Source organism: Pseudomonas sp. GW823-FHT03E05, assembly GCF_058796855.1.
This window is the reverse complement of the sequence record NZ_JBXAJB010000001.1, coordinates 98,956-111,302: the sequence shown is the minus strand read 5'-3', so window position 1 is coordinate 111,302 and position 12,347 is coordinate 98,956. Positions and strand designations below refer to the sequence as shown.

Here is a 12,347-nt window from a genome sequence, read left to right as displayed (position 1 = left end):
CGGCTGTGCAGATTTCGCAGGAACCGCTGTCTTAGAAGTATCCCCGCGTCAGTTCTTGAGTCTGGTGCAGACCATAAACGCTGGGGTTGAACCGAGGAATGACCATGATCTCCAAAATCCCCAAGATAGCCTTGCTCATTGGTGCACTCGCTGTCGCAGGCCAGGCTTCAGCCCACGGTGGTGGTGGCTGGGTCGGGCCCGCCGCCTTGGGTGCTGTTGTCGGCGCTGCCGTAGTGGGTTCGGTGATCGCCAACCAGGATCGCCCGGTCTATGTGCAGCAAGCGCCGGTGTATGTCCAACCGCAGCCGGTCTATGCCGCACCGCCACCACCGGTCTACTACCAGCCGGCACCGGTCTATGTGCAGCAACCGGTCTACTACCGCCCGGCACCGGTGTACTACGGGCCACCTCGCGGTTACTACGGCCACCCGCATTACTACTACGGCCCGGGTCCCGGCCGCTGGTAAGCACTGGCAGAATCAAACAACAGGCCCCGCCCCCAAAGCGGGGCTTGTTGCATTTTGCCACTATCCGAATGTCTGAATAATTCTCAAGCATGTCGTGACTGGAACAGTATTTGCGTTTAAATCCGGCAATAGTGTACTGATCCCACGGCTGCGGTGAGCGACATGCGACTGTCATGTTTGTGTCATTCAAGGACGACAAGATCGACACAGTCCGCTCGCCACAGGCCCATAACAACAAGGACGAATCCATGCCCACGCAAAACCCGCACCGCGTCGCCGGCCTCTGCACCTCCAGCCGGGTGTACGACGCCCTGACCGAACTCAAGCACCTGGAAGGCCACCGCAGCGCCAAGTTCCTCTCGCTGCTGGCCCAGAACCTGGTGCGCAAGGGCCTGCTCAACGAGCAGGAAGTGCTGCACATGCTCGACCAGGTGGTGGACTGAACTGCCGGCTGCGGTAGCACCGGCATCAATGTCCACTATCAGATTGGGTGATTTTTCGTAGCACTTGGGGCTTTGTAAGGTAACCCCCTCAGATCGAGGAGGTTGTCATGCCCAAGGTTCAGATCATGTCCGTCATCGGCAGCGCGGTCCCCGCATCGCTCAGGGAACTGGGGTTGCTGGCTTGCTGGTACCTGGTGCGCGACGGCGAGATGGTCAGCGGCCCGCTGACCTCCCTGCCCGCCGCCCAGACCCTGTCCCGGCAACTGGCGCTGCGCATCGTCCACCCCTAAGGCAACTGCACCCGGGGCCGGGTCTCGACGAACAGGGCCCAGCTGGACATGAACAGCGCGGCAATCAGGGGCCCGATGACAAAGCCGTTGAGGCCGAAGATCGCCAGCCCTCCCAGGGTCGAGATCAGGATCAGGTAGTCCGGCATCTTGGTGTCCTTGCCCACCAGGATCGGCCGCAGCAGGTTGTCCACCAGGCCGATCACGAACACCCCGAACAGCCCCAGCACCACCCCTTGCCAGATCGCTCCGCTGATCAGGAAGTAGGCCGCCACCGGCCCCCAGACAATCCCCGCCCCCACGGCCGGCAACAGTGACAGGAACGCCATCAGCACCGCCCAGAGCAAGGCGCTGGGAATGTCGAGGAACCAGAAGATCAAGCCCCCCAGGGCGCCCTGGGTCACCGCCACCAGCACATTGCCCTTGACCGTGGCGCGCACCACTCGGTTGAACTTCAATTGCAGGCGGCGCTTCTGGTATTCCGCCAGGGGCACGGCGGTGCGGATCTTGCGCACCAGCTCCGGGCCGTCGCGCAGAAAGAAGAACAGCAGGTAGAGCATGATGAAGAAGCTCACCACGAACTCGAAGGTGCCCTGGCCGAAGCTGAAAGCCTGGGTCGCCAGGTACTGGCTGCCCTGCATCGCGCTCTTGACCACCTTCTCCTGCAGCCCCTTGAGTTCGCCCAGGCCGAAGCGGTCCAGCAGGTGCTGGAAGTACGGCGGCAGGCTGTGCTTGAACTGAGCCAGGTAGGCGGCGATATCCAGCTGGCCGCTTTCGATTTTCTTGTACAGCTCGGCCCCCTCCTGCACCAGCAGCACGCTGGTGATGATCACCGGCAGAATCGCGATCACCAGGCAGATCAACAGGGTGCACAGGGACGTCAAGTTGCGCTGCCAGCCGAAGCGGGCCTGCAGCCGACGCTGCAAGGGGGCGAAGACAATGCCCAGGATCACTGCCCAGAACAGCGCACCGTAGAACGGCAGCAGAATCCAGATAAAGGCCAGGGTCACCAGTGCCAGCAACAGCAGCAGGCTTTTGTTTTGCAGGTTGGTTTGGTTCATCTACAGGTCCAGGTCTGTCACGCGGAAAATCAGCGTCCTGAGGCTTAGTCCCCGGCCGCGGCGCCGAGTGCCGTTTTTTCTGCTGTCGGCATAGATCCAGATCAATGAATACCCTAGCGCACTGGCTTACCCTCGCGACCTTTTGCGACCGACAGCCCCATGACGCTCCTCGCCAAACCCGAACTCCTGGCCCCCGCCGGCACCCTGAAGAACATGCGCTACGCCTTCGCCTATGGCGCCGACGCGGTGTACGCCGGCCAGCCGCGCTACAGCCTGCGGGTACGCAACAACGAATTCGACCATGCCAACCTGGCCCTCGGCATCCGCGAGGCCCAGGCCCAGGGCAAGCGTTTCTACGTGGTGGTCAACATCGCCTCACACAATGCCAAGCTCAAGACCTTCCTCAAGGACCTGGCGCCGGTGATCGAGATGGCCCCGGATGCGCTGATCATGTCCGACCCGGGGCTGATCATGCTGGTACGCCGGCACTTCCCGCAGATGCCGATCCACCTCTCGGTGCAGGCCAACACGGTGAACTGGGCCAGCGTCGAGTTCTGGCAACAGCAGGGCCTGACCCGGATCATCCTGTCCCGGGAACTGTCCCTGGAGGAGATCGAGGAAATCCGCCAGCAGGTGCCGGGCATGGAGCTGGAAGTCTTCGTCCACGGGGCGCTGTGCATGGCCTACTCCGGGCGTTGCCTGCTGTCGGGCTACATGAACAAGCGCGATGCCAACCAGGGCACCTGCACCAATGCCTGCCGCTGGAAATACAGCGCCCAGGCGGCCACCGAGAATACCGTGGGCGACATCGTGCAGAGCTACCAGCCGGAGCCGACCCTGGGCCTGGGCGCCCCCACCGACCAGGTGTTCCTGCTGCAGGAAGCCAATCGCCCGGGCGAGCTGATGCCGGCCTTCGAGGACGAGCACGGCACCTACATCATGAACGCCAAGGACCTGCGGGCGGTGCAGCACGTGGAGCGCCTGACCCGCATGGGCGTGCACTCGCTGAAGATCGAGGGGCGCACCAAGTCGCACTTCTATTGCGCACGCACCACCCAGGTCTATCGCCGGGCCATCGACGATGCCGCCGCTGGCCGCGAGTTCGACCGCCAGTTGATGAGCGATCTGGAGTCCCTGGCCCAGCGCGGCTACACCGAGGGTTTCCTGCGCCGGCATGTGCATGACGAGTATCAGAACTACCAGAACGGCAGCTCGGTGTCGGAGCGCCAGCAGTTCGTCGGTGAACTGACCGGCGAACGCCGCGACCGCCTGGCCGAAGTGAAGGTGAAAAACCGTTTCGCCCTGGGCGATCACATGGAACTGATGACCCCTCGGGGCAACTTCCACTTCGACCTGCACCAGTTGCAGAACGCCAAGGGCGAAGCCATCGAAGTGGCGCCAGGTGACGGCCATACGGTGTACCTGCCGATCCCTGATCAGGTGGACCTGCGCTTTGGCCTGCTGATGCGCGATATCAGCGCCTGAGCCGTGCAGGTAACACCCTGATGTAGCTGTTGACGGGGGCGGTGGGACATTCTGGTGGGCTGCCAAAAGACCGCCACGCAAGGCCCTTCGGGCCTTTTCGCAGCCTCGCAGGCTTGGCAGCGGCTACACCAGCCACCGGCGCCCCGCCCTCAGATACGGAATTGTCCCACCAGCCGCCCCAGGCGCTGACCCAGGTCCGCCAGGCTGCGGGAAGTCTGGGCGCCGCGCTGGGTTTCATCGGCCACACTGTCCACCGCCACGGCGATCTGATGCACGCTGCGATTGATCTCCTCGGCCACCGCAGTCTGTTCTTCCGCCGCACTGGCAATCTGCGCGTTCATCGAATTGATGGTGCCGATCAACTGGGCCATGGTGTCCAGCGACGCCCCGGCTTCGTTGGCCTTCACCGAGGTGCCGTCGCCGGCATCGCTGGAACGGCGCATGGCGTCCACCGCCACCCGGGTGCCCTGCTGCAGGCGGTCGATCATGCCCTGGATTTCCTGAGTGCTCTGCTGGGTGCGGCTGGCCAGGGCCCGTACTTCGTCGGCCACCACCGCAAAACCGCGCCCGGCCTCCCCGGCCCGAGCCGCTTCGATGGCGGCGTTCAGGGCCAGCAGGTTGGTCTGCTCGGCGATCGAGCGGATCACGTCCAGCACGCTGACAATCGACGTCACGTCCTGCTGCAGGCTGTCCAGGGAAGTACCGCTGTTGCGGATATCGCTGACCAGCGCATGGATCTGCTGGATGCTGCCATCCACCACGCGCTTGGCCGCCTGGCCCTCTTCATCGGTCTGCTGGGCGGCAACGGCTGCGCCCTGGGCACTGCGGGCCACCTCGTGGGCTGCGGAGGACATTTCGTTGATCGCCGTGGCCACCTGATCGGTCTCGTGGCGCTGGCGCTCCATGGCCTGTTCCGAACGCTGGGCCTGATCCGAGACCTGGGTCACCAGTTCGGTGAGCTGGCCGGTCATCTCGGTGATCTGCCGTACCAGGCCGTGGATCTTGTCGACAAAGCGGTTGAACGAACCGGCCAACTGCCCCAGTTCGTCCTGGCTGGTAATGGCCAGGCGCCGGGTCAGGTCGCCCTCGCCGGCGGCGATATCGTCGAGGTTGGCTTTCATCAGGTTCAGCGGGCGCAGCATGGTGTTGGCCACCAGCATGCCCAGGGCGGCGATCACCACCAGCACCACCGCGGCGATCCCGAGGATGCTCAGGACCATGCCTTCCATGCGCTGGTTGACGCTGCCCTGCACTGCGGCGACCTGGGCGTCGATGCCATCGAGGTTGACCGAGGTGCCCAGCACCATGTCCCACTTGGGCAGGTACTCGGTGTAGCCCAGCTTGGGCACCAGCACGTCGCTGCCCGGCTGGGTCGAGCTGTATTGCACATAGTGGCTGCCGTCCTTGCCGACCCGCACCAGCTCGCGGTTGACGTACACACCATTGGGGTCGCGGTTGTCCTTGAAGCTCTTGCCCACGCCGTCCGGACTGTTGCCCTTGAACAGGCGCACAGTCTCGGAGTCGTAGCCGAAGAAGTAGCCGTCCTTGCCATAGCTGATATTGGACAGCAGCTTGACCACTTCGGCCCGGGCGGCCTGATCGCCCTGCGCCGCCGCATCGTAGAGCGGCTTGACGGTAGTCAGCGCGACTTCCACATAACTCTGCAGGGTGGCCTTGGCTTCAGTCAGCAGCCGGTTGCGGGTTTCCTCGACTTCCTTCTGTGCCTGCTGACGCAGCATGAGCACGGTGCTCAGGCTGATCACCAGGGCGAACAGCAGTACCGGGAGTACTGCCAGGGACAGGACTTTGGCCTTCAGGCTCAAGCGCATAGGGGGCTCACTCTTGGTTTTTTATTGGCGTGATATGCGGTTAACGGCACGCCAAAAAAAAAGTTGAGCCTGAACCCCTAGGAGCCGGCTTGCCGGCGAAGGGGCCCTCGAGCCTTGCACCGACCTTGGCGATGCCTTCGCTGGCAAGCCAGCTCCTACGACAACCCCCGACGTCTACGAGAGCGAGATGATCAGAGGACCATGGCCGCCACCCAGCCAAAGGCCAGCAGCGGCAGGTTGTAGTGCAGGAAAGTCGGAACCACGGTGTCCCAGATGTGGTGGTGCTGGCCGTCGATATTCAGGCCCGAGGTCGGTCCCAGGGTCGAGTCCGAGGCCGGCGAACCGGCATCGCCCAGGGCACCGGCGGTGCCGACGATGCAGACGATGGCCAGCGGGCTGAAGCCCAGTTGCACACACAAAGGCACGAAGATCGCCGCGAGGATCGGCACCGTGGAGAACGACGAGCCGATGCCCATGGTCACCAGCAGGCCCACCAGCAGCATCAGCAAGGCGCCCACGCCCTTGCTGTGGCCGATCCAGGCCGCCGAGGCCTGGACCAGGGAATTGACCTCGCCGGTGGCCTTCATCACTTCGGCGAACCCCGAGGCGGCGATCATGATGAAGCCGATCATGGCCATCATCTTCATGCCTTCAGTGAACAGGTCGTCGGTCTCGCGCCAGCGCACGATGCCCGACACCGAGAAAATCAGGAAGCCGCACAAGGCACCGATAATCATCGAGTCCAGCAGCAGCTGGATCACGAACGCCGCGACTATGGCCGCCGCGGCCACCAGCAGGGTCCGCGGGTTGTACTGCACCGCCACCTGTTCGACCTTCTCGATACGGTCCAGGTCATAGACGCGCTTCTTGCGGTAGCTGAAGAACGCCAGCAGCAAGCCGCAAAGCATGCCCAGGGCGGGAATGCCCATGGCGTGGGTGACGTTGACCTGGCTGATATCGACGCCGCTGCGGGCCACGTTGGCCAGGAGGATTTCGTTGAGGAAGATGTTGCCGAAACCCACCGGCAGGAACATGTAGGGGGTGATCAGGCCGAAGGTGATCACACAGGCGATCAGCCGGCGATCCAGTTGCAGCTTGGTCAGCACATACAGCAGCGGCGGCACCAGCAGCGGAATGAAGGCAATGTGGATCGGCAGGATGTTCTGCGAGGCAATCGCCACCACCCACAGCAGGCCGATCAGCAGCCACTTGACCTGGCCGCCGCCGTTGGCGTCCTGCCGGTCCACCAGCAGCAGGATCTTGTCCGCCAACGCGTGGGCCAGCCCGGATTTGGCAATCGCCACGGCGAAAGCACCGAGCAAGGCGTAGGACATGGCCACGGTGGCACCGCCCCCCAGGCCGCTATTGAAGGCCTTGAGCGTGGCCTCGATGCCCAGGCCGCCGGCCAGGCCACCCACCAGGGCGCCAATGATCAGGGCGATCACTACATGCACGCGGGACAGGCTGAGCACCAGCATTACGCCAACCGCGGCAATTACTGCGTTAATCATCGTTACCTCATTACTGCGCCGCTAAAAATGGCGCAAAAGCCTGTGACCGACCGGAAGGCAGCGGGCTGCCGACATCGAAATGAAAGAGGTTCTTATTAGGGGGGCGCACTTTGCAGCAGCCGACCCGGCTTGTCAAAACCCCGCACCCCGCCGCCCGCAGGAGCGAGCTTGCTCGTAAAGCCCCCAAGACCAACCCCGTACCCGTGGCGAGGGAGCTTGCCCGCACCGGGCTGCACAGCAGCCCCAGCGCCTCGCGGTTTATTTCGAACAAGCGTTTAAAGAACGCCATTGGTCGGCCGCTACAGTGCAAAGTCTCAGATATTTATCGAATAAAGGACGTCTCCATGTCGCTCAGACAACTTTCCATCCAATGGAAAATCACCTTGCTGGCCGGACTCTGCCTGTTGGGCATCGTGTCGCTGTTGGTGGGGCTTTCGCTGTATCGCATGGAGCACAGCTCCGAGCTGGTGAAGGCCTCGAGCATGGAGATGCTCAACGAAGCCGCCCAGGCGCGGATCGAGGCCCAGGGTGAAGTCCAGGCACTGGGCATTCGCCAGCAATTCATGGACGCCTATCAATACGGCCACGGCTTCTCGCGCCAGGTGCTGTTCCTGCGGGAACAGGCCGAGAAACGCTTCCTCGACGCCTTCGACCTGCGCGAGGACCTGACCCGCCAGGTCAAGTCGGCGCTGCAGGCCAACCCCGACTTGCTGGGCCTGTCCCTGGTGTTCGAAGCCAACGCCCTGGACGGCAAGGACGAGTTGTTCGGCGGCCAGAGCGAACTGGGTAGCAACGAAAAGGGCCGCTTCGCCCTGTACTGGTCCCAACCCACCCCGGGCAAGCTGACCTCCATGTCACTGCCCGAAAGCGACATGAGCGACACCCGCACCGGCCCCAGCGGCCAGCCGGCCAACGCCTGGTTCACCTGCCCGCGCAGCACCCTCAAGCCCTGCGTGATCGAACCCTACTTCTATGACATCGACGGCCAGAAGGTGCTGATGACCAGCATCGTCTTCCCGCTGATGGTGGACGGCAAAGTCATCGCTTCGCTGTCGGTGGACATCAACCTCAACAGCCTCCAGGCCATCAGCCAGAGCGCCAGCAAGCGCCTCTATGCCGGCCAGACCAACGTCAGCATCCTGAGCCCGGTGGGCCTGCTGGCCGGCTACAGCCCGGACGCCAGCAAGCTCAGCCAGCGCCTGGACAGCGTCGACACCACCAACGGCGCCGAGCTGATCCGCCTGCTGGCCAACAGCACCCAGACCCAGAGCCTGCACAGCAACCGTGAACTCAAGGTGCTGGCGCCCTTCACCCCGATCCCCGGTGGCAAGGCCTGGGGCGTACTGCTGGATGTGCCGGAAAAAGTCCTGGTAGGCCCGGCCGAAGCCCTGAAAAGCGAGCTGGATGCGCGCAACAACAGCGGCACCCTGATCGAGCTCGGCCTGGGCCTGCTGGCCGCGGTGGTGGGCCTGTTGCTGGTGTGGCTGATGGCCCGCAGCGTGACCCGGCCGATCCTCGGCGTGGCCCACATGCTCGAAGACATCGCCAGCGGCGAAGGCGACCTGACCCGGCGCCTGGCCTACGACAAGCAGGACGAACTGGGCCAACTGGCCGGCTGGTTCAACCGCTTCCTGGACAAGCTGCAGCCGATCATCGCCGAGGTGAAACGCTCGGTGCAGGACGCTCGCGGCACCGCCGACCAGTCCTCGGCCATCGCCACCCAGACCAGCGCCGGCATGGAGCAGCAGTATCGCCAGGTGGACCAGGTGGCCACCGCTTCCCATGAAATGAGCGCCACCGCCCAGGACGTGGCCCGCAGCGCGGCCCAGGCCGCCCAGGCCGCGCGGGATGCCGACCAGGCCACCCGCCAGGGCCTGAACGTGATCGACCACACCACCCGCAGCATCGACTTGCTGGCCGCCGACATGAGCGCCGCCATGACCCAGGTCGAAGGCCTGGCTGCCAACAGCGAGCAGATCGGCACGGTACTGGAAGTGATCCGCTCGATTGCCGAGCAGACCAACCTGCTGGCCTTGAACGCGGCCATCGAAGCCGCTCGCGCCGGGGAAGCCGGCCGCGGCTTCGCGGTGGTGGCCGATGAGGTGCGCAACCTGGCCCAGCGCACCCAGGAGTCGGTGGAAGAAACCCGCCTGGTGATCGAGCAACTGCAGAACGGCACGCGGGAGGTGGTGGGTTCGATGAACAACAGCCATCGCCAGGCCCAGGGCAGCGTCGAACAAGTGGGCCAGGCGGTCACCGCCCTGCGCCAGATCGGCGATGCGGTAACCGTGATCAGCGACATGAACCTGCAGATCGCCAGCGCGGCCGAACAGCAGAGCGCGGTGGCCGAAGAGATCAACAGCAACGTGGCGACCATTCGCGATGTCACCGAATCGCTGTCGGAGCAGGCCAATGAATCGGCGCGGGTCAGCCAGTCGCTCAACAGCCTGGCCAACCAGCAACAGAGCCTGATGGACCAGTTCCGCGTCTGACCCCGCTGCCGCAGGCTGCGATAGCCGCCACGGGCGCCGAACCTGGCGCCCGGCAAGTTCAGCGCCTGGGCAGCTCGATCTCTACCCGCAAGCCGCCCCACTCGCTTTCCCCCAGGTTCAGGGTTCCACCGCAGGCGTCGACGATGTCGCGCACGATGCCCAGGCCCAGCCCGTGGCCGTGGGTCTGTTCATCCAGGCGCGTGCCCCGGCCGAAGACCTCATCGCGCCGCGCTTCGGGGATGCCCGGGCCGTCGTCGTCCACCGCCAGGCAGAAGCCCTGCGGCCGCTCTTCCACGCTCAGGCGCACCTGGGCATCCGCCCATTTGCAGGCGTTGTCCAGCAGGTTGCCCAAGAGCTCCAGCAGGTCTTCCCGGTCCCAGGGCAGGCGCAGCCCCGGTGGCGCCTGGTAGCTCAGTTCCAGGTGCTGGCCATGGATCATGTTCAAGGTCGCCAGGAGCCCCGGCAGCTCGGCATCGCACTCGAACAGCACCCCGGGCAGCGCATCCCCCGCCAGGCGCGCGCGGTTGAGTTCGCGATTGAGGCGCTGCTGCACCTGCTCCAACTGTTCCTGGAGCATCCTGCGCACCTCGGGGTGGCCGTCGAGCCTGGGGCTCGACGCCAGGCTCAGGAGCACCGCCAGCGGGGTCTTCAAGGCATGGCCCAGGTTGCCCAGGGCATTGCGGGAACGGTTGAGGCTGTCTTCGGTATGGGCCAGCAAGTGGTTGATCTGCGCCACCAGGGGCTCCAGTTCCACCGGCACCTGGGCATCCAGTTGCGAACGCTGGCCCTGTTGCAACTGGGCGATCTGCTCGCGGGCGGTTTCCAGCGGGCGCAGGGCGCGGCGCACAGTCAGGCGTTGCAGCAGCAGGATCAGCAGCAGCCCGGCCAGCCCCAGCCCGAGGCCGATCTGGCGCATGCGCTGGAAGCTTTCACGCACCGGGGTGTAGTCCTGGGCCACGCTGATGGAGATCGACTGCCCGAGGCGCTTGTAGTCGCTGCGCAGCACCAGCAGTTGCTGGCCCTCCGGCCCCAGTTGCAGGTTGCCCTGCAGGCCGGCGCGCTCCAGTTGCGGCAGTTCCTGGTCCCACAGCGAGCGTGAGCGCCAGTGCACATCGGCAAAATCGATACGGAAGTAGTGCCCGGAAAACGGCCGCTGGTAGGCCGGCGACAGACGCCGTTCATCCAGCTGCAGCCCCTGAGGGCCGCGCACCAGGGCCAGCAGCAGGCTCTCGCTGTCGTTGCGCAGGCCGGCTTCCAGGTAGCGTTGCAGGCCCACCTCGAACAGCCAGAGGCTGGTCTGCGCCAGCACCAGCCCGACCACCACCATCACCGTGATCAGGCCCAGGCTCAGGCGGCGCTGGATCGATCTCACGAAGTGGTTCCGCCGAACAGATAACCCTGGCCGCGGCGGGTTTCGATCACACTGCGACCCAGCTTGCGCCGCAGGTGGTTGACGTGAACTTCGAGGACGTTGGAATCGCGCTCGGTTTCACCGTCGTAGAGGTGTTCGGCCAGGTGGCTTTTGGACAGGATCTGCTGCGGGTGCAGCATGAAATAGCGCAACAGGCGGAACTCCGCGGCGGTCAGCAAGACATCCTGGCCGTCGCGGACCACACATTGCCGGCCCTCGTCCAGGTGCAGCCCGGCGGCCTGCAGGGTCTGCTGGTTGGCCTGGCCATGGGAGCGGCGCAGCAGGGCCTGGACCCGCAGGTGCAGCTCTTCGGGATGGAACGGTTTGCTCAGGTAATCGTCGGCGCCGGCCTTGAGCCCCTCGATGCGCTCGGCCCAGGAGCCGCGGGCGGTGAGGACCAGCACCGGCGTTGCCAGGCCATCGGCGCGCCACTTTCGCAGCACCTCCAGGCCCGGCACCCCGGGCAGGCCGAGGTCGAGGATGATCAGGTCATAGGGTTCGCTGGCGCCCTGGTACAGCGCGTCGCGGCCGTCGGCCAGCCAGTCCACGGCGTAGCCCTGGCGGTTCAGGCCTTCAAGCAGTTCATCGGCCAGGGATACGTGGTCTTCCACCACAAGCAGGCGCATCAGTCGTCTTCCTCATCTTTCAACAAACGCCCGGTGGCGGCTTCCAGGTCCAGCTCGCGAACCACCCCGTCCACAGTCAACAGCTCGACTTCATAGATGTACACATCGTGCTTTTCTTCCAGCTCGGCCTCCAGCAGCTTGGCCCCCGGGTAACGGTCCATGGCCTGCTTGAGCAGTTGCTCCAGAGGCAGGATCACCCCTTGCTGGCGCAGGCGCAGGGCCTCGTCCTGGTCCAGGTCGCGGGCCATGGCCAGGGAGCAGAACAGCAGCAGCGCCAGGGCTGCACGGCTGCCGGCGGTGCGCAGAGTGCGGTTCATTAGGTGTCCTGATGATCCTTGAGTACCTGGCCGCTCACGGCGTCCAGTTCCAGGTCCCATTCCAGCCCCTGCGGGTCGCGCAGTTCAACCTGGTAGATGTACTTGCCGTACTCTTCTTCCAGCTCGGTTTCACTGATGCTCGCCCCAGGATGCCGGGACAGGGCCGTGGCATTGAGTTTTTCAAAGGACACAATGGTACCAGCGTCGCGCAGTCTCAGGGCTTCGTCCGGCCCCAGGTCGCGGGCGTGGGCCAGGCTGGCGGTCAGGGCGACAAGGCTGGCGCCAAACAGCGCGGCAAGGGTCTTCATGGCAGTTCTCCAAAGTCGGTGGCCAAAGGCCGATGCCGCAGACCATACCCAAGGCAACTTAATTGAAACTGAATGGCCAGCATGGGCCTGACACAGGTTTCACTCGGCCC

12 protein-coding genes and 1 pseudogene are annotated in these 12,347 nt (G+C 64.5%); 6 read left to right on the top strand and 7 right to left on the bottom strand.

What is annotated here, in order from left to right:
- The first annotated feature begins 98 nt into the window (after positions 1-98).
- The 3 genes from AC1RCO_RS00435 (at position 99) to AC1RCO_RS00425 (ending at position 1,200) form a co-directional block, all read left to right on the top strand.
- Positions 99-467 (top strand): hypothetical protein, encoded by a 369-nt coding sequence (locus tag AC1RCO_RS00435; protein WP_015636359.1) that lies wholly within the window; start codon positions 99-101, stop codon positions 465-467.
- Between the two features lie 248 nt (positions 468-715).
- Positions 716-910: a hypothetical protein gene (locus tag AC1RCO_RS00430; protein WP_011062291.1), complete on the top strand. Its 195-nt coding sequence runs from the start codon at positions 716-718 to the stop codon at positions 908-910.
- A gap of 107 nt (positions 911-1,017) precedes the next feature.
- Positions 1,018-1,200, top strand: coding sequence for a hypothetical protein (locus tag AC1RCO_RS00425; RefSeq protein ID WP_492617216.1), 183 nt, complete (start codon positions 1,018-1,020; stop codon positions 1,198-1,200).
- Here the strand turns inward: AC1RCO_RS00425 and AC1RCO_RS00420 are convergent.
- Positions 1,197-2,258 carry an AI-2E family transporter gene (locus AC1RCO_RS00420; RefSeq protein WP_011062293.1) on the bottom strand — a complete coding sequence of 354 codons (1,062 nt, stop codon included), beginning with the start codon at positions 2,256-2,258 and terminating at the stop codon, positions 1,197-1,199. The two genes, AC1RCO_RS00425 and AC1RCO_RS00420, sit on opposite strands and share 4 nt — an antisense overlap.
- Positions 2,259-2,417: 159 nt before the next feature.
- Here AC1RCO_RS00420 and trhP point away from each other — a divergent pair, with 159 nt between their 5' ends.
- On the top strand, positions 2,418-3,743 hold the full coding sequence (trhP, locus tag AC1RCO_RS00415) for a prephenate-dependent tRNA uridine(34) hydroxylase TrhP (RefSeq protein ID WP_492617215.1): 1,326 nt from the start codon (positions 2,418-2,420) through the stop codon (positions 3,741-3,743).
- A gap of 149 nt (positions 3,744-3,892) precedes the next feature.
- Here trhP and ctpM read toward each other — a convergent pair whose 3' ends face one another.
- Together ctpM and AC1RCO_RS00405 are read right to left on the bottom strand one after the other, a co-directional pair.
- A complete protein-coding gene (gene ctpM, locus AC1RCO_RS00410) occupies positions 3,893-5,572 on the bottom strand; it encodes a methyl-accepting chemotaxis protein CtpM (RefSeq protein WP_053152777.1) in 1,680 nt (559 codons plus the stop codon).
- 191 nt (positions 5,573-5,763) lie between these two features.
- The gene (locus tag AC1RCO_RS00405) at positions 5,764-7,080 is read right to left on the bottom strand and encodes a Na+/H+ antiporter family protein (protein ID WP_161466524.1); all 1,317 of its coding nucleotides are present in this window, start codon (positions 7,078-7,080) and stop codon (positions 5,764-5,766) included.
- Positions 7,081-7,427: 347 nt separating this feature from the next.
- Here AC1RCO_RS00405 and AC1RCO_RS00400 point away from each other — a divergent pair.
- Positions 7,428-8,717 (top strand): annotated as a pseudogene (locus AC1RCO_RS00400) (cache domain-containing protein); the annotation flags it as partial.
- A gap of 102 nt (positions 8,718-8,819) precedes the next feature.
- Positions 8,820-9,575 (top strand): methyl-accepting chemotaxis protein, encoded by a 756-nt coding sequence (locus AC1RCO_RS00395; protein WP_401402980.1) that lies wholly within the window; start codon positions 8,820-8,822, stop codon positions 9,573-9,575.
- A 58-nt stretch (positions 9,576-9,633) separates the two neighbouring features.
- Here AC1RCO_RS00395 and AC1RCO_RS00390 read toward each other — a convergent pair whose 3' ends face one another.
- From AC1RCO_RS00390 to AC1RCO_RS00375, 4 genes are read right to left on the bottom strand one after another with little or no spacing between them, the layout of a single operon-like run.
- Positions 9,634-10,947: a sensor histidine kinase gene (locus AC1RCO_RS00390; protein WP_011062298.1), complete on the bottom strand. Its 1,314-nt coding sequence runs from the start codon at positions 10,945-10,947 to the stop codon at positions 9,634-9,636.
- Entirely contained in the window at positions 10,944-11,612 is a 669-nt protein-coding gene (locus AC1RCO_RS00385) for a response regulator transcription factor (RefSeq protein ID WP_041119167.1), read from the bottom strand. Before AC1RCO_RS00385 ends, AC1RCO_RS00390 begins: the two co-directional genes overlap by 4 nt.
- The gene (locus AC1RCO_RS00380; protein WP_011062300.1) at positions 11,612-11,929 is read right to left on the bottom strand and encodes a PepSY domain-containing protein; all 318 of its coding nucleotides are present in this window, start codon (positions 11,927-11,929) and stop codon (positions 11,612-11,614) included. The genes AC1RCO_RS00385 and AC1RCO_RS00380 overlap by 1 nt, the downstream gene beginning before the upstream one ends.
- Positions 11,929-12,237: a PepSY domain-containing protein gene (locus tag AC1RCO_RS00375; RefSeq protein ID WP_011062301.1), complete on the bottom strand. Its 309-nt coding sequence runs from the start codon at positions 12,235-12,237 to the stop codon at positions 11,929-11,931. Before AC1RCO_RS00375 ends, AC1RCO_RS00380 begins: the two co-directional genes overlap by 1 nt.
- Between the last annotated feature and the right edge of the window lie 110 nt (positions 12,238-12,347).

Excerpts from the sequence above, each read along its gene's own strand:
- AC1RCO_RS00430 (WP_011062291.1), top strand. The coding sequence starts at position 716 with ATGCCCACGCAAAACCCGCACCGCGTCGCCGGCCTCTGCACCTCCAGC.
- AC1RCO_RS00395 (WP_401402980.1), top strand. The coding sequence starts at position 8,820 with ATGGAGCAGCAGTATCGCCAGGTGGACCAGGTGGCCACCGCTTCCCAT.
- AC1RCO_RS00425 (WP_492617216.1), top strand. The coding sequence starts at position 1,018 with ATGCCCAAGGTTCAGATCATGTCCGTCATCGGCAGCGCGGTCCCCGCA.
- AC1RCO_RS00420 (WP_011062293.1), bottom strand. The coding sequence starts at position 2,258 with ATGAACCAAACCAACCTGCAAAACAAAAGCCTGCTGCTGTTGCTGGCA.
- AC1RCO_RS00385 (WP_041119167.1), bottom strand. The coding sequence starts at position 11,612 with ATGCGCCTGCTTGTGGTGGAAGACCACGTATCCCTGGCCGATGAACTG.
- AC1RCO_RS00375 (WP_011062301.1), bottom strand. The coding sequence starts at position 12,237 with ATGAAGACCCTTGCCGCGCTGTTTGGCGCCAGCCTTGTCGCCCTGACC.
- trhP (WP_492617215.1), top strand. The coding sequence starts at position 2,418 with ATGACGCTCCTCGCCAAACCCGAACTCCTGGCCCCCGCCGGCACCCTG.
- AC1RCO_RS00435 (WP_015636359.1), top strand. The coding sequence starts at position 99 with ATGACCATGATCTCCAAAATCCCCAAGATAGCCTTGCTCATTGGTGCA.
- AC1RCO_RS00380 (WP_011062300.1), bottom strand. The coding sequence starts at position 11,929 with ATGAACCGCACTCTGCGCACCGCCGGCAGCCGTGCAGCCCTGGCGCTG.
- ctpM (WP_053152777.1), bottom strand. The coding sequence starts at position 5,572 with ATGCGCTTGAGCCTGAAGGCCAAAGTCCTGTCCCTGGCAGTACTCCCG.